This window comes from Aeromonas australiensis, from assembly GCF_000819725.1.
GTDB lineage: Bacteria > Pseudomonadota > Gammaproteobacteria > Enterobacterales > Aeromonadaceae > Aeromonas > Aeromonas australiensis.
Genome location: NZ_CDDH01000079.1, coordinates 23230 through 49659, shown reverse-complemented (window position 1 = coordinate 49659; position 26430 = coordinate 23230). Strand labels below are relative to the sequence as shown.

At 60.3% G+C, this 26430-nt stretch carries 20 protein-coding genes and 3 tRNA genes; 19 read left to right on the top strand and 4 right to left on the bottom strand.

Annotation, left to right across the window (positions count from 1 at the left end; all coding sequences use genetic code 11):
* Positions 1 to 209 precede the first annotated feature (209 nt).
* The 11 genes from BN1117_RS14755 to BN1117_RS14705 all read left to right on the top strand — a co-directional run bounded on the left by BN1117_RS14755 (position 210) and on the right by BN1117_RS14705 (position 16639).
* A complete protein-coding gene (locus BN1117_RS14755) occupies positions 210 to 3647 on the top strand; it encodes an ATP-binding protein (protein ID WP_040098564.1) in 3438 nt (1145 codons plus the stop codon).
* 415 nt (positions 3648 to 4062) lie between these two features.
* A complete protein-coding gene (locus BN1117_RS14750; RefSeq protein WP_040098563.1) occupies positions 4063 to 5748 on the top strand; it encodes an ABC transporter substrate-binding protein in 1686 nt (561 codons plus the stop codon).
* Between the two features lie 118 nt (positions 5749 to 5866).
* The gene (locus BN1117_RS14745; RefSeq protein ID WP_040098561.1) at positions 5867 to 6850 is read left to right on the top strand and encodes an ABC transporter permease; all 984 of its coding nucleotides are present in this window, start codon (positions 5867 to 5869) and stop codon (positions 6848 to 6850) included.
* A gap of 1 nt (position 6851) precedes the next feature.
* Positions 6852 to 7772, top strand: a complete 921-nt coding sequence (locus BN1117_RS14740) for an ABC transporter permease (protein ID WP_040098559.1) — start codon at positions 6852 to 6854, stop codon at positions 7770 to 7772.
* Positions 7769 to 8788, top strand: a complete 1020-nt coding sequence (locus tag BN1117_RS14735; protein WP_040098558.1) for an ABC transporter ATP-binding protein — start codon at positions 7769 to 7771, stop codon at positions 8786 to 8788. The genes BN1117_RS14740 and BN1117_RS14735 overlap by 4 nt, the downstream gene beginning before the upstream one ends.
* 11 nt (positions 8789 to 8799) lie before the next feature.
* Positions 8800 to 9792 (top strand): ABC transporter ATP-binding protein, encoded by a 993-nt coding sequence (locus BN1117_RS14730; RefSeq protein ID WP_040098551.1) that lies wholly within the window; start codon positions 8800 to 8802, stop codon positions 9790 to 9792.
* Between the two features lie 114 nt (positions 9793 to 9906).
* Positions 9907 to 11628, top strand: a complete 1722-nt coding sequence (locus BN1117_RS14725) for a glycoside hydrolase family 9 protein (RefSeq protein WP_040098550.1) — start codon at positions 9907 to 9909, stop codon at positions 11626 to 11628.
* 107 nt (positions 11629 to 11735) lie between these two features.
* Positions 11736 to 12608, top strand: a complete 873-nt coding sequence (locus BN1117_RS14720; protein WP_040098548.1) for a glucosamine kinase nucleotide-binding domain-containing protein — start codon at positions 11736 to 11738, stop codon at positions 12606 to 12608.
* Positions 12593 to 14458: a beta-N-acetylhexosaminidase gene (locus BN1117_RS14715; RefSeq protein WP_040098547.1), complete on the top strand. Its 1866-nt coding sequence runs from the start codon at positions 12593 to 12595 to the stop codon at positions 14456 to 14458. Before BN1117_RS14720 ends, BN1117_RS14715 begins: the two co-directional genes overlap by 16 nt.
* A gap of 204 nt (positions 14459 to 14662) precedes the next feature.
* Complete coding sequence (locus tag BN1117_RS14710; RefSeq protein ID WP_040098546.1) at positions 14663 to 16216, top strand: methyl-accepting chemotaxis protein; 1554 nt, start codon at positions 14663 to 14665, stop codon at positions 16214 to 16216.
* 66 nt (positions 16217 to 16282) lie between these two features.
* The gene (locus tag BN1117_RS14705) at positions 16283 to 16639 is read left to right on the top strand and encodes an MGMT family protein (RefSeq protein ID WP_040098545.1); all 357 of its coding nucleotides are present in this window, start codon (positions 16283 to 16285) and stop codon (positions 16637 to 16639) included.
* A gap of 15 nt (positions 16640 to 16654) precedes the next feature.
* On the opposite strand, the gene BN1117_RS19675 is transcribed toward BN1117_RS14705, so the two are convergent.
* A complete protein-coding gene (locus BN1117_RS19675; RefSeq protein WP_005334891.1) occupies positions 16655 to 16819 on the bottom strand; it encodes a hypothetical protein in 165 nt (54 codons plus the stop codon).
* A gap of 109 nt (positions 16820 to 16928) precedes the next feature.
* The gene (gene topA, locus BN1117_RS14700; RefSeq protein ID WP_040098544.1) at positions 16929 to 19550 is read right to left on the bottom strand and encodes a type I DNA topoisomerase; all 2622 of its coding nucleotides are present in this window, start codon (positions 19548 to 19550) and stop codon (positions 16929 to 16931) included.
* 355 nt (positions 19551 to 19905) lie between these two features.
* Between topA and astB the strand changes: the two genes are divergently transcribed.
* The 7 genes from astB to BN1117_RS14660 all read left to right on the top strand — a co-directional run bounded on the left by astB (position 19906) and on the right by BN1117_RS14660 (position 24145).
* On the top strand, positions 19906 to 21243 hold the full coding sequence (gene astB, locus BN1117_RS14695; RefSeq protein WP_040098543.1) for an N-succinylarginine dihydrolase: 1338 nt from the start codon (positions 19906 to 19908) through the stop codon (positions 21241 to 21243).
* Between the two features lie 241 nt (positions 21244 to 21484).
* Positions 21485 to 21569, top strand: a tRNA-Tyr gene (locus tag BN1117_RS14690).
* Between the two features lie 39 nt (positions 21570 to 21608).
* Positions 21609 to 21693 (top strand) — tRNA-Tyr (locus BN1117_RS14685).
* A gap of 44 nt (positions 21694 to 21737) precedes the next feature.
* Positions 21738 to 21822, top strand: a tRNA-Tyr gene (locus tag BN1117_RS14680).
* A 142-nt stretch (positions 21823 to 21964) separates the two neighbouring features.
* A complete protein-coding gene (locus BN1117_RS14675) occupies positions 21965 to 22255 on the top strand; it encodes a hypothetical protein (RefSeq protein WP_040098542.1) in 291 nt (96 codons plus the stop codon).
* 278 nt (positions 22256 to 22533) lie between these two features.
* Positions 22534 to 23895: a prephenate-dependent tRNA uridine(34) hydroxylase TrhP gene (trhP, locus tag BN1117_RS14665; RefSeq protein WP_040098540.1), complete on the top strand. Its 1362-nt coding sequence runs from the start codon at positions 22534 to 22536 to the stop codon at positions 23893 to 23895.
* 1 nt (position 23896) lies between these two features.
* Positions 23897 to 24145, top strand: a complete 249-nt coding sequence (locus tag BN1117_RS14660) for a YfhL family 4Fe-4S dicluster ferredoxin (protein ID WP_005334896.1) — start codon at positions 23897 to 23899, stop codon at positions 24143 to 24145.
* Positions 24146 to 24200: 55 nt separating this feature from the next.
* On the opposite strand, the gene BN1117_RS14655 is transcribed toward BN1117_RS14660, so the two are convergent.
* A complete protein-coding gene (locus BN1117_RS14655) occupies positions 24201 to 24593 on the bottom strand; it encodes a DUF1090 domain-containing protein (RefSeq protein ID WP_040098539.1) in 393 nt (130 codons plus the stop codon).
* A gap of 158 nt (positions 24594 to 24751) precedes the next feature.
* Between BN1117_RS14655 and BN1117_RS14650 the strand changes: the two genes are divergently transcribed.
* Positions 24752 to 25105, top strand: a complete 354-nt coding sequence (locus BN1117_RS14650; RefSeq protein WP_005334901.1) for a DsrE/DsrF/TusD sulfur relay family protein — start codon at positions 24752 to 24754, stop codon at positions 25103 to 25105.
* Between the two features lies 1 nt (position 25106).
* Here BN1117_RS14650 and BN1117_RS14645 read toward each other — a convergent pair whose 3' ends face one another.
* Complete coding sequence (locus tag BN1117_RS14645; protein ID WP_040098537.1) at positions 25107 to 26312, bottom strand: MDR family MFS transporter; 1206 nt, start codon at positions 26310 to 26312, stop codon at positions 25107 to 25109.
* Positions 26313 to 26430: the final 118 nt, after the last annotated feature.

Below are 26430 nucleotides of genomic sequence, written 5' to 3'. Positions count from 1 at the left end.
TATACGTACCACGAGCGCCAGCACAACCCCTTTTTCGCAATTTAAGCCCTGATGCAGTTTGTTTGCTCAGGGTTTAAACGCCTTGCTGCATTTTTCTCCAGCCAGCTGTGACCCACCAAGCGAATTTGGGATAAAGTCGTTGAAATGATTACGCTTTCGTTCGAGACTTGAGCGGCTTAATAACCGGATTCTCAATTGAAAATCACAAGATGAAAGGGATCTTCACGCTTCGTGGGCTCAGGCCGCAGTTAATGCTGGCTTTTTTCATGTTGGGTATGGTGCCATTTTTGGTCATCACCCTCTTCTTCCTCTATAGCCACGGCAAGGATCTCACCACCCAGACCTCCAACCATCTGGTCTCCGTCCGTAATATCAAAAAGAGTCAGCTCGAGGATTACTTCAACAACCTCAAAGAGCAGATCATCAACTTCTCCCAGCAGGATTTTGCCGGCAACAGTATCGGCCGTTTCTATGGCTTTACCGGCGCCTTCGAGAAGTTGGGCACCACGCCGCAGGAGGCCCGCAGCCGTGCTCAGGCACGCTATCTGCCCGGCTCCTGGGATCAACTGCGCAAACCGGACAGTCAGGTGGAGATCGAACCCTCCATCACGGCGCTTATCCTCGCCGACGAGATGTATGACCGGGTGCACCAGCGTTTTCATCGCGGTTATGCCGATATGGTGCGCAAGTCCAACTACAGCGACATCTTTCTGGTGGATCTTAACGGTGATGTGGTCTATTCGGTCACCAAGCACCCTAACTTTGCCACCAATCTGCTCTCCGGCACCTATCAGAGCAGCGGCTTGGGCCAGACCTTCGCCAAGATCAAGCGCCGCCTCGACGGAGGTCAGAAGCCGCAACAGATCTTCGAGTTCACCGATTTTGGCCGCAACGAACTGACCGGGCAGGTGGTCGCCTACCTGGCGGCCCCCGTGATGCAGTACGACTATGTGCGTGGTGTGGTCATATTCGAGCTGCTGCCGGACAAGCTCAACCAGATCATGGCGGAGCGTGAAGGGCTCGGCAAAACCGGTGAAACCATCCTGGTAGGCCCCGACAAGCGGATGCGTGCCAATGCCTGGCTGGCGCCGGAGTTCAGCGTCGAGAACAGCTTCAGTCCCAACTTCCGACCACTGCAAACCCCCCTTATCACCAAGACCCTCTCCGGCGAGCAGGGGGTCGGTCTGTTTCGCTCCTACCAGGATGACGAGGTGCTGGCCGCCTATACCCAGGTGAAGGTGTTCGATACCGAGTGGGCCTTTATCGCCGAGATCTCCACCCGGGAAGCCTATGCCCCGATCCGCCAGCTGGAAACCCTGGTGATTGTGCTGGGTGCGGGCTCGGTACTGCTACTGATCCTCTTCTCCCGCTGGCTCTCCCACTCTATCACGGCGCCGCTGCGCTCCCTGACCGAAGCAGCCGAGCAGGTGGCCGACGGCGCGCTGGATCACCCCATCGCCATCGAGCGCACCGGCGATGATATCGACCGGCTGGCCGAAGCGTTTCGCCATATGCAGCGCTCGGTGAAGGACAAGATCGAACTGATCGAACAGCAGACCCAAGAGCTGCAACAGCAGGTCAAGCTGACCCACAAGCAGAACCTCAGCCTGCAGCAGGCAGACAAGCTCAAGGATGAACTGCTGGCCAACACCTCCCACGAGCTGCGCACCCCCATTCACGGTATCAAGGGCATGGCCGAGTCAATGCTCGCCAGCCAGCAGGATTTGACCGAAGGGCAGCAAAAGCAGCTCGGCCTCATTATCAAGAGCGCCGACGGCCTGGCCCGCCTGGTGGACGATCTGCTGGACTACCACCAGATGCGCTACGGCCAGCTGGAGATCCACCCCCAGCCCGTCTCGTCCAAGGGCGTTATCCGGCTGGTACTGGATCTCTGCCAGCATCTGGTGCAGGCCAAACCCCTCACTCTGGTGGATATCAGCCCGGCCGAACTGCCGCCGGTGCTCGCCGATGAGCAGCGGCTCGAGCAGGTGCTCTACAACCTGGTGGGCAACGCCATCAAGTACACGCCGCAGGGCAAGGTGGTGCTCAGTGCCATCGTCGAGAACAACTTCCTGCGCATCAAGGTCACGGATACCGGCATCGGCATCGCCCCCGATCATCTGGAGCACATCTTCGAGCCACTGGTGCAGATAAGCCCGGAGGTGAGCAAACAGGGGGCCGGCCTTGGCCTCTCCATCACCCGCCAGCTGGTGCACCTGATGGGGGGCGAGCTGTTTGTCGAGAGCGAGCCGAGCGTTGGCTCTACCTTCGCCTTTACCCTGCCCCTTGCCACCGGCAAAGCGGCCAATCTGACCCAGGGCAGCCGCCAGATCGAGCATCAGCTGGTGCGCCAGCAACCGCTGATCCTGCCGGACTGGGAGAGCGACGATCTGCCCTCTCCCCCCGAGGGTGCGCCGCTCATTCTGGTGGTGGATGACGAGCCCATCAACCTGCACATCCTGCGCCATCTGCTGCAGCCCTGCGGCTACCGCATTCTGCCCAGCAGCGACGGCCACGATGCGCTGGCCAAGCTGGCCGAGGAGCCGGTGGACCTCATCCTGCTCGATGTGATGATGCCGACCCTCTCCGGTTTTGACGTCTGCCGTCGCCTGCGCCAGCAACACCCGAAAGATATGTTGCCGGTGCTGCTGCTCACCGCCCTCAACCAGCCCAAGGATATCGAGGAGGGCTTCGGGGCCGGTGCCAACGACTATCTGGTCAAACCCTTCTGCAAGGAGGAGCTGTTTGCCAGGGTCAAGGCACTGCTGGAAGCCAAGGCGGGACGGGCCTCGCTGGTAGAAAACCGGTTGTTGAAGCAGGAGATCGAACATCGCCTCACCCTGCAGGATCGGCTCCATCAGGATCAGCAGCGGCTGTTGGCCCTGCTCGGCGAAGGGGCCGATCCCATGATCTTTATCGACGAGCAGGGCACAGTGCTGTTTGCCTCCCGGGTGCTGGCGCGCCTGCTGGGACAGGAGCCGGAAGCCATGGAGGGGCAGCCCCTCAATGAGTGGCTCACCACCCCGCTGCAACAGCAGTGGCCCGACCTTGCCAACGAGCGGGAACACAATCTGGAGTTTCTGGTGGCCGGGCAGAAGGACGTACTCCACGCCCGTGCCCTGCCCATCGCGCTCGGAGGACAAGCCGCTTTCGCCCTCACTCTGAGTACCGAGCTGCGTCAGGATGAGCACCGGGTGATGGCGCTGGAGAACGCCCTCAAGAACCTCTCGCGGCAAGCCATCATCGAAGATGAACAGCTGCTGGGCGAGCTGAGCCGCCTTGGCGGCGAGTTCCGTTCGCTGGCGGACGACCTCATTCGCCAGCAGGATGACGAGCCGCTGCGCCGGGCGCTGGTAGAGACCATGCAGCTCACCCTGGATGCCTGGCAGCAGGGGACTGGCAAGGGCAAAATCGTGCTGGCAGAGAAGAGCAAGCTGTGGCGGGTCTATATGGACAGATCCAGCCCGCAGACCCGTACCCTCGACAAATACCTGAGTCTGGACACCCTGCCCAAGTCACCACGCTGGAAGACGGTGGTGGCCACCACCGAGTATGTGCTGGGCCACTGCCCGCTCAATGACCACCAGCGCCAGCAGTTGCAGCACAGCGCCCAAACCCTGCGTCAACTCGCCAACCGCAAGCCGTGACACGGCGCCCTGAACGGGCGCCGGATCACAATTGGCCATCTGGTTTCTTTTTGCGCAAAACAAAGCCCCGCACAACCCCGAAACCGAGAGCAGATCCAATTCACAAATTTGTCATATACGCCATTTTCACAACCACTTCTTACGCGAGAGCAAATAACGCAAACTTATGATTTTAAACAGATAAAAATCGATTTTGACGAGATTGACGTAACGCTGTCAATTTTTACGAAAACAACGAAATCAATAGTTGTTGTTTTCCTGTTAATTCTGGTTTGCTTAAGGCGTTGGAAAACAGAACGACAAAGGTTAGACACCTGACCAACACAGAGGGCCGATTTCATCAGCATGCGAAACCGGTGCTCACACAAAACAAGGCGAACCCTCGGGAATGCCAAAAAATAAGAAAGGAAAACATATGCTTGCCAAAGTATCCAAAATCTCTACCGCTGTAATGCTGGGAACCATGATGCTTGCCGGTGCCGCCGGTAACGCCATGGCCGCAGACAATAAAACCGTGCTGACCATGGTCGCACAGCAGGAAACCGCCTGGGTCAAGAACTTCAACCCCTTCCTGCAAGCGGGCCTGCTGCACACCACCCGTCACTTCATCTATGAACCGCTGGTGATCTTCAACGATATGCAAGGGGGCAAACCCGTCTATCGTCTGGCCACCAACTATGCGTTCAGCGATGACCTGAAATCCGTCACCTTCGATCTGCGTGATGGCGTGAAGTGGTCTGACGGCGAAGCCTTTGATGCCGATGACATCCTCTTCTCCTTCAATCTGGTCAAGGCCAACAAGGCGCTGGATGAGCGCTCAATCTGGACCCAGATCAAGAGCGTCGAGAAGCTGGCCCCCAACAAGGTCAAATTCGACCTGACCGAGGTCAACACCAACGTGGTGAACGATCTGGTGCTGGTGCCTATCGTGCCGGAGCATCAGTGGAAATCGGTGAAAGATCCGGTTGCCTTCACCAATGACAAGCCGGTCGGCAGCGGTCCCTTCACCGAAGTGGACAACTTCTCCGCCCAGCTCTATACCCAGTGCCGCAACCCGCACTACTGGGATAACGCCAACCTCGCTATCGACTGTATCCGCATGCCACAGCTGGCCACCAACGACCAGGTGCTGGCAGCGGTCATGAAGGGGGACATCGACTGGTTCGGCTCCTTCGTACCGGATATCGAGCGCCTCTACGTCGGTAACGATCCGAAGAACAACAAATATTGGTTCCCGGCCTCTGGTACCGTGGCGTTCAACGTCAACTTCCAGACCAAGCACCCGGGCAATAACGAAGCCTTCAACGACATCAACTTCCGCCGCGCCTTCTCCATGGCGATGGACAGACAATCCATGGTGGATATCGCGGGCTACGGCTACCCCACCGTCAACGAGTACCCGTCAGGTCTGGGCAAGGCGTTTGACGCCTGGAACAACCCGGAAGTGGACAAGAAGTACGGCCAGTACAACAAGTTCGACCTGGAGAAAGCCAAAGCACTGCTCAAAGAGGCAGGCTACAAGGATTGTGACGGCGACAAGTTCCTCGACACGCCTAGCTGCAAAAAGATCGAGTTCAAGGTGCTGGTACCGAACGGTTGGACCGACTGGGTCAACACTGTTCAGATCGGTGTAGAAGGGCTGCAGGCGCTGGGGCTGAACGCCAAGACCGCCACCCCGGAAGCGACCGTCTGGACCGAGAACCTGATCACTGGCAACTTCGACGTGGCGCTGCAGGGCTACTTTGCCGGTGCCAACCCGCACAAGTACTTCGAGACTGCATTCCACTCCCGCAACATGGGTGACCGTGGCAACCGCTTCGCCGCGCCCCGTTACAAGGATCCCGAACTCGACAAGCTGATCGATGACTTCACCCAGACCGCCGATGCGGCCAAGCAGAAGGAGATCATGTTCGCCATCCAGGATCGTGTTGGTGCCAACCAGACCATCATTCCGGTCTTCAACAACCCGACCTGGTATGAGTACAGCACCAAGCGCTTCAACGGCTGGTTCAGTGCTGATAACCCGGTAGCGAAACCTCAGCTCCACCCGGATACCCCTGAGCGTCTGCTGCACGTGTTGTCCCTCAAGCCAAACAGCTAAACAATCCCGGCCCCCTGCGGGGGGCCATCTTCCCCGTTAATCCCCTTCTTGCCCGGCACCGCCGGGGTTGGGGTAGCTATACCCGACGCGGGGCAGACTTGCAGTAAAAGGTACTATCATGGGATTCATACTGAGACGCTTTTCCTTCTACCTGGTTGCCTTTCTGGTAGCCGCCACCATCAACTTCCTGTTACCCCGTGCCATGCCAGGGGATCCTGTCTCCGTGATGTTTGCCCGTGCTGGCGCCATGATGGAACCCGCCGCCCTGGAAGCCCTCAAAGCCACCTTCGGCTTTGTCGACGGCCCCATCGGCACCCAGTTTCTCACCTATGTGAAGAGTGTCTTCACCTGGGATCTCGGCACCTCGGTGCGCTTCTACCCGCAGCAGGTCTCTGACGTGCTGGGCCGTGCCATCGGCTGGACCCTGTTTCTGGTCGGCACCTCCACCATTTTGAGCTTCTCCCTCGGTTCCATCGTCGGCATCTTCGCCGCCTGGTATCGCGGCGGCCGGATGGACAGCATTCTCTCCCCGCTCACCCTGGTGATGCAGGCCATTCCGCCTGTGGTGGTCTCCCTGCTTGCCCTGTTCCTGTTCGGGGTCAGCCTCGAGTGGCTGCCCATCGGCTACGCCTACAGCCCCGAGATAAAAGCCGATTTTGGCTGGGAGCACATCAAGAGCATCATGACCCACGCCATCATGCCGGTGCTGACCCTGGCCGTGGTGCAGGTGGGGGGCTTTCTCATCACCATGCGCAACAACATGATCAACCTGCTCGGCGAGGATTACATCACCATGGCCAAGGCCAAGGGGCTCTCCAGCAACCGGGTGATCTTCAACTACGGCGCCCGCAATGCCATTCTGCCCAGCGTCACCGCCCTCTCCATGGCGCTCGGTTTCGTTATCGGTGGCTCTCTCATCACCGAGGTGATCTTCAACTATCCGGGCCTGGGCCTGACCCTCTATCAGGGCATTCTGGCCCGCGACTACCCGCTCATTCAGGGGCAGCTGCTCATCATGACCATCACCATGCTCAGCTTCAACTTCCTGGCGGACGTGCTCTACGTCTTCCTGGATCCCCGTCTGCGTACAGGAGGCAAATAAGATGCGTATGCCGACTATCTTGAAAATCCTGCTGGGCAACAAGAAGGCTGCCTGTGGCCTCGCCATCGTGGTTACCTTCGTACTGATGGCTATCTTTGCCCCCATTCTGGCCAGCAACGAGCCGACCAAACGGGTCGCTCGCCCGCACCAGCCGCCCAGTGCCGAGTTCGTGATGGGTTCCACCCGCATGGGCCACGATATCTGGGCCCAGTTCACCAACGGTGCCCGTATCTCGCTGCTGGTGGGCTTCAGCGCAGGCCTGCTGGTCTGCACCCTGGCCGTCGCCATCGGCATCACCGCCGGTTACTTCGGGGGTCTGGTGGATGAATGCCTCACCTTCCTGATGAACGTGGTGCTGGTGATCCCCAACCTCCCCTTGCTACTGGTGCTGGCGAGCTTTATCGGGGAGGCGTCACCGACGGTGATTGCCGTGATAATCGGCTTGACCTCGTGGGCCTATGGCGCGCGGGTGATCCGCGCCCAGACCCTGGCCCTGCGCGAGAAGGAGTTCGTCATCGCCGCCGAAGTGCTGGGCGAGCCGGCCTGGCGCATCATTCTGGTGGAGATCCTGCCCAACCTCATCTCCATCATAGGGGTGAGCTTTATCGGCTCCATCATCTACGCCATCGTCACCGAAGCGACCCTGGAGTTCCTCGGGCTCGGCGACCCGACCGTGGTGAGCTGGGGCATCATGCTCTACAACGCCCAGACCTCCAGCGCCATTCTGGTCGGCGCCTGGTGGGAGATCCTGGCCCCCTGCTTTGCCATCGCCACCCTGGGTGCCGGTCTGGCCCTGCTCAACTTCGCCATCGACGAGATTGCCAACCCGCAACTGCGTTCCCACAAAGGGTTGAGCCGCTGGAAGAAACTCGCGGCGCCAGTCACCACACCGGTTGCCACAGCACAGGAGAAGAGAGCATGAACAAGCATCCCCTGCTGTCAGTACGCAATCTTTGCGTCGACTACATCACCGAAAATGGCGACGTGCGCGCCGTCAACTCGGTGAGCTTCGATATCCGACAGGGCGAGATCTTCGGTCTCGCCGGTGAGTCGGGCTGCGGCAAATCCACCGTCGCCTTCTCGGTGGCCCGGCTGCACAAGCCGCCCGCCTACATCAGCGGTGGCGAGATCCTGTTCAAGGGGGAGAACATCCTCCACTACAACGACGAGCGGCTGCGCGCCTACCGCTGGCAACAGGTGTCGGTGGTGTTCCAGTCCGCCATGAACGCCCTGAACCCTGTGCTGCGGATGGAGGAGCAGTTCTGCGACGTGCTGCTGGCCCACAACCCGGGGCTGACTCGCTATGAGGCGATCAAGCGCGCCCAGGAGCTGCTCGCCATCGTCGATATCCACCCGAGCCGGCTCAAGGATTACCCGCACCAGTTCTCCGGCGGCATGCGCCAGCGGCTGGTGATCGCCATCGCCATGGCGCTCAACCCCGAGCTGCTCATCATGGATGAGCCGACCACAGCGCTCGATGTGGTGGTACAGCGGGAGATCCTGCAGAAGGTCTATGCCCTGAAAGAGAAGTTCAACTTCTCCATTCTGTTTATCACCCACGACCTCTCCCTGATGGTGGAGTTCTGCGATCGCATCGGCATCATGTATGCCGGTGAACTGGTGGAGGTCGCTCCTTCCAAGGCGATCCTGACCGCGCCGCTACACCCCTATACCAGAGGGCTCGGCAACTCCTTCCCCCCCCTGCACGGGCCGAAGAAGGTGCTGGAGGGGATCCCGGGCACCCCGCTCAACCTGCTGGAGGTGCCGGTCGGCTGCCGCTTTCAGGCCCGCTGCGGCAAGGTGCACGATCGCTGCCGTCAGGAGTACACCAGATTGGCCGAGATCCGCCCCGGGCAACAGACCGCCTGCCACCTCTATGAGGAGCAGGGACTGCAACAAGATCCCGTGATCTATCTGGACAAGGCCGCTGGCTGTTAAGGATGTCTGTCATGCAAATCGCCAAAACCGATGCACCCATCATCGAAGTCCAGCACCTCTACAAGGACTTCCCCATCAACTCCAATGCCATCAAAAGTGGCAAGATGCGGGCACTCTCCGACATCACCTTCAACCTGCACCGGGGCCGCGCCCTGGCGGTGGTCGGGGAGTCGGGCTCCGGCAAGAGCACCATCGCCAAGATCATCGCCAAGATGTACAAGCTCAGTGCCGGGCGCATTCTCTATCGCGGCCACGATCTGGAGGAGTTCAACAAGGGCACCGCCCTGCTGGACTATCGCCAGAGCGTGCAGATGGTGTGGCAAGATCCGTTCGGTTCGCTCAATCCGACCCACACCATCTATCACCACATCGCCCGCCCCCTGCTGCTGCACAGCAAGGTGATCGACAAGAAAGAGCTGCCCGACATGGTCTACGCCCTGCTTGAGAAGGTAGGGCTCACCCCCGCCAAGGCAACGGCGGCCAAGTATCCGCACCAGCTCTCCGGCGGTCAGCGCCAGCGGGTCAACATCGCCCGCAATCTGGCGGTGGAGGCGGAAGTGGTACTGGCGGACGAACCCACCTCCATGCTCGACGTCTCCATTCGCATCGGCATCCTCAACCTGATGGAGCAGATGAAGAACGAGCTCGGCGTCTCCATGCTCTACATCACCCACGACATCGCCACCGCCCGCTATGTGGCGGAAGATCTGGCGGTGATGTATGTGGGGCACATGGTGGAGTGGGGTGAGGTGGACGAGATCCTGCACCACCCGCAGCACCCCTACACCCAGCTGCTCATCTCGGCGGTGCCCGACCCGGAGAAGAGCATCCACGCCGAGCTGGAGGGGGGCCGCAAGGGGGAGATCCCGCTCTGGACGCCGGAATCCTGTGGCTGCCCCTTTGCCGGGCGTTGCAATCAGGCGATGCCCCGCTGCAAGGAGACGCTGCCCCCCATCACCAAGCTTGCCGACAACCACTTCGTGCGCTGCTACCTCTACGAGTGAGGGTGAGACTTAGACCGGCCGGACAACCCTGTCCGGCCATGCCTCGATACGGGGCGGCCACAGCCCCGTGATGTGCCTCACCGCCCGGCGGTGAACCACAGGAGTAATACCTTGATGGAACTCTTGATCAATCAGGTGGGCTACGAGTGCGACGGACACAAGGTCGCCCTGTTGCAAACCTCCCCCGCCCCTGATCTCGGCGGCTATGTCAGGCTGCAACGCCAGGGTGATGGCCAGATCCTGTTTGAAACCCCGCTGCAACCGGCTGGCAGCGTCCCCGGCTGGCAGGGCCGCGCTTACTGGCGCGCCGACTTCTCCGCCTTCAAGGAGCCCGGTCACTATCGGCTGGAGGCGATCACTGCCCAAGGCATTGTCCGCTCCACCCGCTTTGCCATCGGCCAGGATCTGCTGGCCAGCCGCTGTCTCTCGGACGTCATCCACTACTTCAAGGGACAGCGCGCCAGCGGCACCTTCGATCGGGCCGACCGCAGCGCCCGCCTGTTTGGCACCGACCAACACAAAGATGTGCACGGCGGCTGGTTCGATGCCAGCGGCGACATGAGCAAGTACCTGAGCCACCTCTCCTACGCCAACTACCTCAACCCCCAGCAGACCCCCATGGTGGTGTGGGCCCTGCTCAAGTGCCGCGAACTCTTGGCCCCCCGCCGCGATATCGACGGGGTGAACCTCTGCAAGCGGCTCAATGACGAGGCGCTGCACGGCGCCGATTTCCTCTGCCGGATGCAGGATGAGTCGGGCTTCTTCTACATGACCCTGTTCGACAAGTGGAGCAAGGATCCCGCCCAGCGCGAATTGTGTGCCTATGCTACCCAACAGGGGATCAAATCCGCCAACTGGCAGGCGGGTTTTCGCCAAGGGGGCGGCATGGCTATCGCCGCGCTGGCCCGCGCCGCCCGCGAGAGCGTCAGCGGCGACGTCGATGCCAGCCGCTACGCCGAGGCAGCCAAACGCGGCTACCTGCATCTGTGCGAGCACAACCTCACCTACCTTGATGACGGGGTCGAGAACATCATCGATGACTACTGCGCCCTGCTGGCGGCGGTAGAGCTGACCCGCACCTTCGGCACCGAGTGGCTCAATGAAGCGAGAGTCCGCGCCAGCAAGCTCTGCGCCCGCCAGCGCATTCATCCGGAGCTGGGTCACTACTGGTCGGCCAACGAGGATGGCTCGCGCCCCTACTATCACGCCGCTGAGGCGGGTCTGCCGGTGCTGGCGCTGCTGGAATATCTGGGCGTAGAGCCGGATCAGGGGCACCAGGCCCGGGTACACACCGTAGTGGAGCAGGCGCTGGCCGCCGAGCTGGCGCTCTGCGCCCGTGCGGGCAACCCCTTCTCCCTCGCCCGCCAATATGTGAAAGGGGTAGATGAAGCGCCGCGCATCAGCTTCTTTATGCCCCACAACAACGAGTCCGGTTACTGGTGGCAGGGGGAAAATGCCCGCCTCGCCTCGCTGGCGGCCATGGCCTTTGCTGGCGCCCGCCACTTCCCCCGCCAGAGCCAGCCGCTAATCACTTATGGCCAACGCCAGCTCGACTGGATCCTCGGGCAAAACCCCTTCAACGCCTGCATGCTGGCGGGCCACGGTATCAACAACCCCACCTATACCGCCGGGTATCCCAACGCGCAGGGGGGCATCTGCAACGGCATCACCGCCGGATTCGATGACGAAAATGAGGTGGCCTTTATTCCGGAGGAGTACAAGGACAGGCTGGATCAGAACTGGCGCTGGGGCGAGCAGTGGATCCCCCACGCAGCCTGGTTTGCTCTGGCCATCACTTGGCAGAGTGCGCAGGGAAATGGAGGTCGCCATGATTGAGATGTACAGCGATCATAACTGGCACAGGGAAGAACAGCGGATCCTCCATGCAGTCCGGTTTGCTCTGGCCATCACTTGGCAGAGTGCGCAGGGAAATGGAGGTCGCCATGATTGAGTACTGGGTCGGCGTCGATGGCGGTGGCACCCACACCCGCGCCCGCATTCGGGATCGGGCGGGCAAGCTGCTCGGAGAGGGGCGCGCGGCAGGCTCCAATCTGGAGCTGGGCATCCCCCATGCCCACGCCAATGTGCTGGCCGCCATCGCCAGCGCCCGCCTTGCTGCCGGGCTAGGCATCGAGTGTGAACAACAGATGGGGGTCGGGCTGGCGCTCGCCTCCGCCGAGCTGGCCGACAGCTATCACGCCCTGCTCAAGATGCCCTTCCCCTTTGCCAGCGTCAGGCTCACCTCCGATGCCTTCGGTGCCTGCCTCGGCGCCTTTGGCGGCCGCGAGGGAGCCATTCTGATCGCCGGTACCGGCTCGGTGGGGCTGGTCTATCAGGAGGGGCAGATCCGCACCTGCTCCGGCCGCGGCTTCCCCATTTCAGACATAGGCAGCGGCGCCTGGCTGGGGCTGCGCGCCATTCAGCAATCCCTGCTCTGCCACGATGGCATTTTGCCCCCCAGCACCCTCGCCATCCGCTTGATGGACCGCTTCAAACGGGATCAGGCCGAAGTGGTACGCTGGGCCGCCCGCGCCATTCCGGCGGACTATGGCCACTTTGCCCCCTGGGTATTCGATGCCGCCAACGATGGCGACGAGCTCGCCAATCAGCTGCTGGACGAAGCCTGCGAACAGCTGCGGATCCTGCTGGAGGGAATGACCCAGCTGGGTGCCAGACAGATCGCCCTGCTGGGGGGGATTGGCACCCGCCTCGCTCCCCGTCTCGGCCAGCTCAACCTGATCCCCCCCCAGGCAGATGCGCTCGATGGCGCCATCCTGTTTGCCCAATCAGAGGATTTTCCATGTCTACACCCCTGATCCACACCCAGGTCGCCCGACGTGACGGCGAGGATGTCTGGTTCACCTTCACTCTGTCGCACTTGCCAGAGAATCAATGGAAGCTTCACTTCTGTCTGGCCCGCCATATCGACCCCGAATCCTTGCAAGGGGGCGAGCTGGAGCGCCAGAGCGGCAGCTACAAGGTGATGGTTCCGAATGCAGGTAGCCGCGAGCTGCGCTTTTGCTGCCGCCAGGCCCCCATCAAGAAGATCTCCGACATGCCGCAGGGCTTTTTTCTCAGCTTGCCGGAGGCGACCACCGGCGCCCAGCTGCTGCCGGTGACCCTGGCGGAGCAGGATCTCGGACTGGAGAACCCGCCGGTAAGTCGCCCCGACCTGCCCAAGGTCGAGCCCCTGCCCGGAATCGTGCCGCAACCGGCCCATCTGGTGCTGCTGGAGGGGAACTTCCGGCTGGCCGAGCGGGCTCATGTCAGCGCCCCCCGTGATGTACCGGGTCTGCTGGCCCACTTTAACGAGCTGACGTCGCTGGCGCTGGAGCAGGATCACGACGCAGAAATCAGGCTGACCGAGGCCAAACTGGCCCCCGAAGCCTACCAACTCACCATCACGCCGCAGGAGGTGGTGATTGCTGCCGCCGACGAAGCGGGTTGGCGTCATGGGCTGGTGACCCTGGCCCAGTGGTATCTGCAACATGGGGAGAGCCTGCCCTGCGTCACGCTGGAGGATGCCCCGCGCTTTGGCTTTCGCGGCATTTTTCTCGACTGCGCCCGCCACTTCCACACGCCGGCCACCATCAAGCGTCTGCTCAAGCTGATGAGCCTCTACAAGTTCAACCGCTTCCACTGGCACCTGACCGATGACGAGGGGTGGCGGCTCGAGATCAAGGCTTTCCCGGCGCTGACCGACGTGGGTGCCTGGCGCGGCTACGATCTGGCGATCGGCCCCCAGCTGAGCGGCGGCGCCGAGCCCTATGGCGGCTACTACACCCAGAGCGAGGTGAAGGAGCTGGTGAGCTATGCCAGTGAGCTCGGCATCACCGTCATTCCCGAGATCGACATTCCGGGCCACTGCCACGCCGCCATCAAGGCGCTGCCCGAGCTGCTGGTGGAAGCGGCGGATCACTCCCGCTACCGCTCGGTTCAGCATTTCGATGACAACGTGCTCAACCCCGCCCTGCCCGGCACCTACCGCTTTCTGGAAGCGGTGCTGGACGAGGTGTGCGAACTCTTCCCCGGCCCGCAGATCCACATGGGGGGTGACGAGGTGCCGACCGGGGTCTGGACCGACAGCCCCGCCTGCCAGCAGCTGATGACCGAACAGGGCTACTCCGACTGCCGTGAGCTGCAGGGCCATCTGCTGCGCCATTGCCAGCGCTATCTGGCCGCCAGAGGCAAACAGATGATCGGCTGGGAGGAGATCCTGCATGGTGACAAGGTGAGCCGCAAAGCGGCTATCTGCGCCTGGACCAGCTTTCAGGCGGGGCTGGATGCTGCCGCGGCCGGTTATCCGGTGGTGATGGCGCCCGCCCAGTTCCTCTATCTGGATCTCGCCTGGAGCGCCGATATTCATGAACCCGGCCTCTACTGGGCGGGGACCCTCAATCTGGAGCAGATCTACTCGTGTGATCCTGCCCCAGCCGATTTCCATGCCAACGATAACATCCTCGGGGTGTTGAGCCCCTTGTGGTCAGAATTGATCACCAGCCGTGATCGTCTCGACTACATGTTGTTCCCGCGTACGCTGGCCACGGCCGAGGTGGCCTGGAGCGATCCCGCCCACAAGGGCTGGGATCACTTCGCCGCCCGCCTGCCGGGTCAGCTGCAGATCCTCGATCAGTTGCAGGTGTGCTACCGGATGCCACAGAGGTAATGTTGTCTCTACTTTGGCGGCCAATCGGCCGCCTTTTTTACGATTAGCCAACAAAACATCAACTTCCCCCCTACCATTCATCCGCCATTATTGGCAGAATACAGCCCCCTATGAAGCCGGCCCGCTATCAAGCTGCATATCACGCCGGTGCTGCTACCCTAATCTATGACAAGCATGTCAACGATAACATCGGAGCGTATTCCTATGGCCCGCAGAGACGTCCATACCCTGGACAGCGAAGTGGAATTTTCTGCCGACGAGCAACTGGTCTCTACCACTGATCTGCGCGGGGTTATCACCTATGCCAACCCGGCTTTTTGCCGCATCGCCGGCTACTCGGTAGAGGAGCTGGTGGGATACAACCACAATCTGGTGCGCCACCCCGACATGCCCAAAGCGGCCTTTGCCGATCTCTGGGCTCGCCTCAAGGAGGGCAAACCCTGGCGCGGCATGGTGAAAAACCGCTGCAAGGATGGCCGCTACTACTGGGTCGATGCCTATGTGACCCCCATCTATGAGGCAGGGCGGATCAGTGGCTACCAGTCGGTCCGCTGCAAACCCGATCCGGAGCTCAAACGGGTGGCCACCCGGACCTATCAGACCCTGCTCAAGGCGGAGCGCGGTACGGCCAACCGTCTCCCTTCCCTTGCCCGGCTGCGTGCTCCGACCATCGCCTTGCTGCTGCTCGGCCTGATGGGCTGGACCTTCGCCAGCCAGGGGGCCATGACCGCCCTGCTGATGCTGCTGCCGCTGCTGCTCATCGGCGGCGCCTACTGGCGCGAGATCTTCGCTCTGCCCCACTATCTGCAGCAGTTGGGCCGTGAATATGACAGTCTGACCCGGCTGGTCTACTCCGGTGACAACCCCGGCGCCATTGCCGATTTTCATATCAAGATGCTGCAGGCCCGCATCCGCACCGTGTTGGGGCGGGTCAACGATGCCACGGCACCTCTGCAAACCCTGGCCAGCAACCTTAAGCAGGCCTCTCATCAGGCCTGTCTCGATATCAACGAGCAAGATGCCCAGACCCAGCAGATGGCCACGGCTATGACCCAGATGGCTAACACAGCTCACGAAATCGCCCGCAACATTCAGGACTCCAACAGTCAAGTCAACGAAGCTCGCAACCGTTGTGAACAAACCAATCGACAGTTAAACCAGACCGAGCAACAGATGGAACAACTCGCCAGACAGGCGGAGCTGGCCTTCAACTCGGCGGTAGAGCTCGCCAGCGAATCCGAACGGATTGGCAGTGTCATGGGCGAGATCCAGGGCATCGCCGAGCAGACTAACCTGCTGGCTCTCAACGCGGCCATCGAAGCCGCTCGCGCCGGGGATCAGGGCCGTGGTTTTGCGGTGGTGGCGGACGAAGTGCGAACTCTCTCCACCCGCACCCACAAGGCGACCGAGCAGATCCAGGGCAGCATCCAGCAGATCCAGCAGACCTTGGGGCGCTGGCGCGGCATGATGCAGGAGAATCTGCAACAGACCCGCGAGTGCGCTCAGATGACCCGGGAGGGCGCCAGCAACCTCCATACCGTACTGGCAGAAATAGAGCTGGTCACCGAACACTCCACCCAGATCGCCACCGCTGCAGAACAGCAGCAAGCGGTCGTGGAGGAGATCAGCCGCAGCATCCACCAGATCTCCGAATACTCCCACGCCAATAGCGCAAAAATGCAGAAAGTAGATGACTCTAGCCGCGAACTGCTGGAACGGGCCAAGCAACTGAAAGGGCTCAGTCAGACCTTCGGCTGACTCATTGCCAACCCCATGACAGAAGCGCCACAATGGCGCTTCTGTTGTTTTTGACGAATCGTCGCTATGAGCATTGAATCAAGTTCATCCCCATTGCACAAAGCGGCCCGTATCGAAGCGATCATCGCCCTCATTCCAGCGGGCAAGGTGGTCAGTTACGGTCAGGTGGCCGATCTGGCCGGTCTGCCCGGACGGGCAAGGCTGGTGGGCAAGGTGCTGCGGGAAACCGACAAGGTACTGCCCTGGCATCGGGTGCTGGGCGCGGCGGGCACTATCTCGTTACCGAAAGGATCGGCTGGCTTCGACAGACAGGCGGGATTGCTGCAGGAAGAGGGCGTGCCCGTGATTGGTGGAAGGGTCAGAATGAAGGAGTGGCAATGGCAGCCCGACTTGGCCGAGCTGCTTTTTCTACTGCCGTTTTGAAGGGGCACGGCCGGATCACTCCAGCGGCGCCAGGATCTCGTCACTGCGCACCTGCACCGGTATGGTCTCGTCCGCGCGCTGCAGCAGTACCAGCAGGCTCTGCCGGTCCACCTCCAGCACATAAGCTGCCCCTTCCCGGGTCATGCAGCTCATGCCCGGCCGGATCTCGTTAATCTCCATCTCAACCTCCTTGTCTACTTCGCGATTGACGACAGCTGCACTCCTTGCAGCCATCTCAGTATACGACGCCCGCCAAGCAAAGAGGCCCCAGTGCGGGACCTCTTTCTCATCATGCTTTTTTCGGCTTGGGCAGAGTCTGATTCCAGCTGCCGTTATCGTAGTGAGCGGTCCAGCCGGTCGCCTTGCCGTTGACCTCGCTCATCACGTACTGCTCCTTGGTCTTGCGACTGAAGCGCACGATGGCGGGGTTGCCGTCCGGATCGGTGAGCGGTGCACCGGCCAGATACTTGTGCTTGGCGGAGATGCGATCTTTGAAGCGCTTGAGCTCTTCCACCAGCGGCGCGCGGGTCTCGCGGGATTTGGGGAAGTTGCTGGCCGCCAGGAACAGACCGGCAGCACCGTCACGCAGCACGAAATGGGCATCGGACTGGGTGCACTTGAGCTCCGGCAGCGGCACCGGATCCTCCTTCGGCGGCGCGATGTCGCCGTTTTTCAGGATCTTGCGGGTGTTCTTGCAGGTCTCGTTGGTGCAGCCCATGTACTTGCCGAAACGGCCGTTCTTGAGCTGCATCTCGGCGCCGCAACGGTCGCACTCGATGCTCGGCCCTTCGTAGCCCTTGAGCTTGAACTGGCCCTTCTCGATCTCGTAGCCATCACAGTCCGGATTGCGGCCACAGACGTGCAGCTTGCGGCTGTCATCGATGATGTAGGCATCCATCGCTGTGCCACAGACGCCGCAGCGGTGCTTGGCGCGCAGCGCTTCGGTTTCAGCCTCTTCGCCGTCGGTGGCGGAGACAAACTCGTCGGCAGAGACCAGGTTGATGGTCTTCTTGCAGCGCTCTTTCGGCGGCAAAGCATAACCGGAGCAGCCGAGGAACACGCCGGTGGTGGCAGTACGAATCCCCATCTTGCGGCCGCAATCCGGGCAGTCGATGTCGGTCATCACCATCTGGTTGGCACGCATGCCGCCCTCTTCGGGTGCCTTGTCAGCCTTCTCCAGCTCCTGGGTAAACTCGGCGTAGAAGCTGTCCAGCACCTTCTTCCACTCCAGGCTCCCTTCGGCGATGCCATCGAGCTTGTCTTCCATCTTGGCGGTGAACTCGTAGTTCATCAGCTCGACGAAGTTCTCCACCAGACGATCGGTGACGATCTCACCCATCTTCTCGGCAAAGAAGCGGCGGCTTTCGACCCGCACATAACCGCGATCAACGATGGTGGAGATGATGGAGGCGTAGGTTGACGGACGGCCGATGCCGCGTTTTTCCAGCTCGCGCACCAGCGCAGCTTCAGTGAAACGGGCAGGCGGCTTGGTGAAGTGCTGGCGCGGATCCAGCTTGACCAGTTTCAGCACCTCGCCAACGGTCACCGCCGGCAGCTGGCTATCTTCGCCCTTGCGACCCATCGGCGGCAGCGCCTTGGTCCAACCGGCGAAGCGCAGGGTACGACCACGGGCCTTGAGCTCGAACTCACCCGCCTTGACGGTCAGGGTGGAGGAGTCGTATTGAGCCGGGGTCATCTGGCAAGCAACGAACTGACGCCAGATGAGATCGTACAGACGCATGGCATCCGGCTCCATCCCTTCCAGCATCTCGGCAGTCACCTGTACGTTGGAGGGACGGATCGCCTCATGCGCTTCCTGGGCATTGGCCTTGGCGCCATACAGATTCGGCTCGGCTGGCAGATAGGCCGCGCCATACTGCTCGCCGATATATTCACGCACCGCTTCAACCGCCTCTTTGCTGAGGTTGGTGGAGTCGGTACGCATATAGGTGATGTAACCCGCTTCATAGAGGCGCTGGGCCATCATCATGGTCTTCTTGACCCCGAAGCTCAGACGGGTAGAGGCCGCCTGCTGCAGGGTGGAGGTGATAAACGGCGCGGACGGTTTGGAGCCGGTCGGCTTGTCTTCCCGGTTAACGACCTTGTAGTCGACCCCTTCCAGGGCAGCGACAGCGGCAAAGGTCTCGGCCTGGGTCACCGGCTTGAAGTCAGCCCCGTTGCGGCTGACCACTTCCATCCGCAGATCGCTCTTGTCGGCGGTCAGCAGGTCGGCATTGAGATCCCAGAACTCGACCGGCACGAACGCCTTGATTTCGCGCTCTTTATCGACGATGAGACGCACCGCAACGGACTGCACTCGACCGGCGGAGAGACCGCGTGCCAGCTTTTTCCACAGCAGCGGGGAGACCATGTAACCCACCACGCGGTCGAGGAAACGACGGGCCTGCTGGGCATTGACGCGGTCAATATTGAGTTCGGACGGCTGGGCAAACGCCTCCTTGATGGCGCTCTTGGTGATTTCGTTAAACACCACGCGCTTGTAGCGGCTGTCGTCGCCACCGATGATCTCGCGCAGATGCCAGGCGATCGCTTCTCCCTCTCTATCCAAGTCGGTTGCGAGATAGATGGTGTCGGCTTTCTCGGCCAGACTTTGCAACTCGCTGACCACCTTCTCCTTGCCGGGCAAAATCTGGTAGTTAGCCTGCCAGCCAGCGGTCGGATTGATACCCATCCGGGCAAACAGGGCCTTGCGATCCTTGGCAGCCTTCTCGGATTCGCTCAATTTGATGCCGCGAATGACAGGTTTCTTGGGCTCGGTGCTGGCGCTGCCGCTGGTGGGCAGATCGCGAACATGACCAACGCTGGATTTCACCACGTAGTCCTTGCCCAGATATTTGTTGATCGTCTTGGCCTTGGCCGGAGACTCCACTATGACCAGTGATTTGCCCATGCTGTAACTATTATCCTCATTGCACCCGACGGGGTTGGTGTGCGGTTTTGTGGGGCTGTATAAGAGATTTGGCACGAAAAAGCAATCTTGTGAGCAAATTTGCCTGACCAGCCCGCACCACACAGCTTCTTTTATTGCTTCTTTATTTATTAATGCGAAGGCAACAGGCCGGACGCAACCGCTTTTTCAATTTTCTGCCATACCGCCCCTCTTTTTATATCTGAAACGACATAAAAACGTCTGCCGGTTACCAGCTTGTTACAAAAACATAAAATCTCTTTATAATGGCCCAACCCCGACGCATTGTGCGCGGAAGGAACCGCTACCCATCATAAAAATCGAAAGGATGTACTCAATGAAGCACTTCGAGGTCAATTTCGACGGTCTGGTCGGCCCGACTCATAACTATGCCGGCCTCTCCTACGGCAATGTCGCCTCCCAGAGCAATGCCCAGGAGGCTTCCAATCCGAAAGAGGCCGCCAAGCAGGGGCTGCGCAAGATGAAGGCGCTGACCGAGCTTGGCATGACCCAGGGGGTACTGGCCCCACAAGAGCGTCCCGATCTCGCCACCCTGCGCCGCCTAGGCTTCACCGGCAACGATGCCCGGGTGCTGGAGCAGGCCGCCAAGCAGGCTCCTGCCGTACTGGCTGCCTGCTATTCAGCCTCCAGCATGTGGACCGCCAATGCCGCCACCGTTTCTCCCAGTGCCGATACTCAGGATGGCCGCATTCACTTCACCCCCGCCAACCTGACCAACAAGTTTCACCGCTCTCTGGAGCCCGACGTCACGGGCCGTATCCTGCGAGCCGTGTTCAACAATGATCGCCACTTCAGCCACCACCTCCATCTGCCGGAGAATGACCACTTCGGCGACGAGGGGGCAGCTAACCACACCCGCCTCTGCCGTGCCTATGGCGAGGCGGGGGTCGAGCTGTTTGTCTATGGCCGCAGCGCCTTTGACTACTCCCGCCCGGCGCCGAAGCGCTATCCGGCCCGCCAGACTCTGGAGGCAAGCCAGGCCATCTCCCGTCTCCATGGCCTTGGCGAGGAGAGCGTGGTGTTTATTCAGCAAAACCCGGATGTGATCGATCAGGGGGTGTTCCACAACGACGTGATCGCGGTGGGCAACCAGAACCTGCTCTTCTTCCACCAGCAGGCGTTCCTCAATACCGAGTCGGCGCTGGCCGAGGTACGTACCAAGTTTGGCGAAGGGGACCTGCACTTTATCGAAGTGCCGACTGCAGAAGTTTCCGTGCTGGATGCGGTGAAATCCTATCTGTTCAACACCCAGATCCTCACCCTGCCGAGCGGTGAGATGGCCATCATCGCCCCCACCGAGTGCCGTGATAATCCGGCGGTGTCGGCCTATCTTGGCAAGCTGCTGACGCAGGAGACGCCGATCAAGGCGGTCCACTATATGGATGTGAAACAGAGCATGCGCAATGGCGGCGGCCCCGCCTGCCTGCGACTACGGGTTGCCATGAACGATCAGGAACTCGCGGCGGTCAATCCGGCTTGCCTCATCAACGACAGCCAGTTTGCCCGCCTCGATGGCTGGGTCGATCGCCACTACCGTGACCGACTGACCCTCGACGATCTGCGGGATCCCGCACTGGTGCAGGAGTCCCGCTGCGCGCTGGACGAGCTGACCCAGATCCTGAAACTGGGTTCGGTCTACCCGTTCCAGCGCTAGATGTGATGCCCGGGAAGACCGCCGACACTGGCGGTCTTCTGCTATTTGCCTTCTCTTCAGCGCGATCGCCAACTTGCACGGATGCTGTTTTGTGCAGAAAAGCAGCGCACAACTTGCTGATAAGCTTGAATTTTGAGCTGGATGTATCAAAAAATCGACGAACAGTCATTTTTTACGGCCAGATGCCTCATCAAGGGGTTCACAAAGCCTCTGGATCTGATAGTATGCGCCTCGCACTTGGGGAGGGGTTCCCGAGCGGCCAAAGGGATCAGACTGTAAATCTGACGGCTCTGCCTTCGAAGGTTCGAATCCTTCTCCCTCCACCATTCAAGTGCAAAAGTAGTGACAATCAGGAAATACCCCGTGGAGGGGTTCCCGAGCGGCCAAAGGGATCAGACTGTAAATCTGACGGCTCTGCCTTCGAAGGTTCGAATCCTTCTCCCTCCACCATTTCCCTGATTGCAATGGCTGAATACAATTTGCTTTGCCCCTGTGGAGGGGTTCCCGAGCGGCCAAAGGGATCAGACTGTAAATCTGACGGCTCTGCCTTCGAAGGTTCGAATCCTTCTCCCTCCACCATCATTCAAGAAAACCCGGCCTAGCGCCGGGTTTTCGCTTTCTGTCATTCTCCCCACATTTTTCTGAGCTTGTCAGATCTGACAGTTGCAATTGCATCCCGTCTTTTCCATCGTGGCATCATCCACATCAGAGTGTTCACATCATGTTTGAAGTCTGGGACGAGCATGGCCACGCCACCGGTCTGACACTGCAGGCGCTCAAAGTCAGGATCGGCAATGACTATCAGGGCGATCTGATGGTGCGCTACAGCAACAAGCTGGGACTCCCCACGACTCTTTTTCTGACGGTTCACAAGGGGGTGGCCTACCAGCGCTTCAAAGCCGGCTCGCCAAGACTGGACTGGGAGTGGCTGGCCACCGCAGGCAATGGCCACAGCCCCCGCAATTTTATGAGTGAGCAGTTCCCCGATTTTCAACTCGCAGTGGATAATTGAAGATCAGCAACTATCGCTAACCCACCATCAAAGATTCCCCAAAAGCTGATTTTCCATTCGCATGATATTCCTGCCAAATTGCATGATGACGTGGGGGCGAGTACAATCTCGCACCCCGAATATCCGGCGCATCTTCTGTAGATAGGCCCCGGATATGCCGTCATCGGGTCGCGCGGCATTGAGCCTCCTCTCGGAGGGCATCTTGCACCGCAACTCAACCACTACGATGCCATCAGGTGGCATCGTCCTGATTTGCAATCAGATATAAAGAGTCCGCCATGTTTAAACCAGAATTGCTCTCCCCCGCAGGTTCCCTCAAGAACATGCGTTACGCCTATGCCTATGGCGCCGATGCCGTCTATGCCGGTCAGCCCCGCTACAGCCTGCGGGTGCGCAACAACGAATTCGATCATGAAAACCTGCAGCTCGGCATCAGCGAAGCCCATGCACTGGGCAAGCAGTTCTATGTGGTGGCCAACATCCAGCCCCACAACTCCAAGCTCAAGACCTTTATCCGCGACATGCGCCCTGTGGTGGAGATGAAGCCGGATGCGCTGATCATGTCCGACCCCGGTCTTATCATGATGATGCGTGAAGCCTTCCCGGATATGCCCATTCACCTCTCGGTGCAGGCCAACGCGGTCAACTGGGCCACGGTGAAGTTCTGGCATCAGATGGGCCTGACCCGCGCCATCCTCTCCCGCGAGCTGTCGCTGGACGAGATCGAAGAGATCCGCATGCAGGTGCCGGAGATGGAGCTGGAAGTGTTCGTTCACGGCGCCCTGTGCATGGCCTACTCCGGCCGCTGCCTGCTCTCCGGCTATATCAACAAGCGTGACCCCAACCAGGGCACCTGCACCAACTCCTGCCGCTGGGAGTACAAGGTGCACGAAGGTAAAGAAGATGACGTGGGCCAGATCGTCCACCGTCAGGAGCCCATCGCAGTGCGTCCGGACAACACGCTAGGCCTTGGCAAGCCGACCGATGCCCTGGTGCTGCTGGAAGAGTCCAACCGCCCGGGCGAGTACATGAGCGCCTTTGAAGACGAACACGGCACCTACATCATGAACTCCAAGGACTTGCGCGCGGTCGAGCACGTCGAGCGCCTGACCAGGATGGGCGTTCACTCCCTGAAAATCGAAGGGCGCACCAAATCCTTCTATTACTGCGCCCGTACCGCTCAGGTTTACCGCAAGGCCATCGATGATGCGGTGGCGGGTCGTCCGTTCGATCGCAGCCTGATGGGCACCCTCGAGAATCTGGCTCACCGCGGCTACACCGAGGGCTTCCTGCGCCGTCACAACCACAGCGAATACCAGAACTACGACTACGGCTACTCCGTCTCCGACACCCAGCAGTTTGTCGGCGAGATCACCGGTCGCAAAGGTGACATGGTCGAGGTCGAGGTGAAGAACAAGTTCCTGGTGGGCAACAACCTGGAGCTGATGACCCCGCTGGGCAACGTCCGTTTCAATCTGGAGCAGATGGAGAACCGCAAAGGGGAGCTTATCGACACCGCGCCGGGCAACGGTCACGTGGTCTATGTGCCGGTCCCGAAAGATCTGGATGTGAACTACGGCATTTTGCTGCGCAATCTGGGCGACAGCCAGGATACCCGCAACCCGCACACGGCGGCCTGAAATGGCGCTGCTCATCACCGACAAGTGCATCAACTGTGACATGTGCGATCCCGAGTGCCCCAACCAGGCCATCAGCCTGGGTGAGGAGATCTACGAGATCGACCCCAGTCGCTGCACCGAGTGCGTCGGTCACTATGAGAAGCCGACCTGCATCAGTGTCTGCCCTATCGACTGCATCATCTGGGATCCCGCTCATGTGGAGACAGAAGATCAGCTGATGGAAAAGTTTGTGCGGATGCACCGACAGTAAATGCAAAAAGGCCGAGCAATCGGCCTTTTTTGATCCTGCGTTCAGCGGCTGGCCATCACTTGCCGACCTGCCGGATCAGTTTGTCCAGCTCCCGTTGCGCCGCCAGCAAGTCGATCTGCGCCTGATCCAGTTTGCTCTGCTTGTCGGCAATCTTGCCCGGCTTGCCAGCCACTCTCGCCTCCTGCAGCTCGAGCAGACGCTTATCCACCTCGCCACGCAGTTTGTTAACCCGCTCTTTCTGCTCCTTAAGCAGACCTTCATCGGTACAGTTGGCCTTGATATTGCGCGCGGCCTGTTCCAGCCCGGCAATCTGCCCGGCGTTATTGTGTGCTTTGGCAAACACCAGCTGGTCGTTGACGGCGTGCAGACGGGCCTTGCAACCGACCGCCTCACTGCCAAAGGCCTGACCCGCCAACAGCAGCAAGCCGGCTCCCAATACTTTCCACATCTCGATTCATCCGGTCTTGTTTGCGAGCTGACCATCAAAACCTCGATCGGCAGCAGGGTCAAGCAAGCGGGAAAAAGGTGCGACAGAAGTTGTGCAACATCACGCAATTGCCACCCTGTTGGTTCTACAATGGCGCTCTTTCCAATCGGGAGTCTGTTATGAATCAACAAATTGTGGTCATTGCCAACGGTGCCCCCTATGGCAGCGAATCCCTGTTCAACGCCCTGCGTCTCGCTATCGCCCTCAACGAACAGGGTGGAGCCAGCCTGAAGCTGTTCCTGATGTCTGATGCGGTGAGTGCAGCGCTGGCCGGTCAGGCACCGGCCGAGGGGTACAACCTGCGCCAGATGCTGGAGATCCTGCTGGCGCAAGGTGTCACCATTCGCCTGTGCAAAACCTGCACCGATGCTCGTGGCATCACAGCCCTGCCGCTGATCGAGGGCATTGAGGTCGGCACCCTGCCGATGCTGGCCCAATGGACCCTGGCTGCCGATAAAGTACTGACCTTCTGAGTTACTTCACCGGGCAGGTCAGGCCCCTGGCCTCCCGGTTGCCCGCTCCGTACAGGGCGAACACCAGCACACAGATCCCCGCCATTACGGCAAACAGGGCAGGCCCTCCCCATACTTGCAACAACCATCCCCCCACCAAGGGGGCCAGCGCCCAGCCAAGTCCGGCAAGGGCACTGGCTCCGAAGTAACTCCCCTTGAGGTGAGGGGGCGCCATTTCGTCGATCAGCACGTTAAAGAGCGGAAAAAGCACCGCTTCCCCGACACTGAGCAAAAACACCGCCAGCAACCAGGGCCAATGCAATGCCGGGTTCGACAGGGCGAACAGCACCTGGGCCGCCGCCATCAACAGAATGGAGAACTGCAACCGCAGGCTCACCCGCCAGCGTCGGGTCAGATGCAGCAGCGGAAATTGCAGCGTGATGATGGTGACCGCATTGGTCGCAACCAGCAGCGCCACCAGGGTCTCCACCTCCGGCGCCCCTGCCCGGGTCAAATATTGGATAAGCGGCGACTCCACCTGGGCATAGACCAGCATCATCAGCAAGTTGGCGAGGATAAACAGCATGAAGGCCCGATCCCGCGCCACCACCCTGAGCATGGCCCCCAGCGTGAGTCCCGCAGCAGGCTGACTGGCACAATCACGACGAAACCCGAACAAGAAGGCGAGCCCCAGCAGGCCGTAGCTCACCGCAGTTACCACGAAGGTCTCCTGCCGCGCCCCCAGCCCCACCATCACCCCAATCAAGGGGCCCACCCCTGCCCCCACATTGAGCAGGAAGTAGCGCAGGTGCAGCGCCAGCTCTCGCTGCGTCCTCTCGGGCAGCAGGTCCCCCATCAACGCCTTGCCCGGGGTATCGATAAAGGCATAGGAGAGGCCGGAGCCAAACACCCCCAGGGCGATCAGCCAAAGCGAGTGACCAAAGCCAAGCAGCAGGTAGGCCCCGCACGACACGGCGCAGCCCAGCAGCAAGATGGCGCGGCGGCCAATCTTGTCGGAGAGCCATCCCACGTAGAAGCCGATCAGGCAGGAGAGCACAGCGGCTCCTCCGAGCAACATCCCGATCCCGGAGGCGGAGAGGTCATACTCCCGATAGAGCAGGATGGAGAGGAAAGGCCAGACCATGAAAAAACTGGTGCGCACCATAAAGGTGCCCAGAATGACGATCCAGACCAGCGGGGTAAAGTGTCTGAGGGTGCTCCATGACATCGCGATGCTCCATGCCCCGCAGCTCTTACCACAAGATCCTGTCATAAACGGGGAAAGCATTCAGTTGTAACAGAGGGCCTCAATAGAAACAACCCTCGTGCACCAGCAAGGTACAACC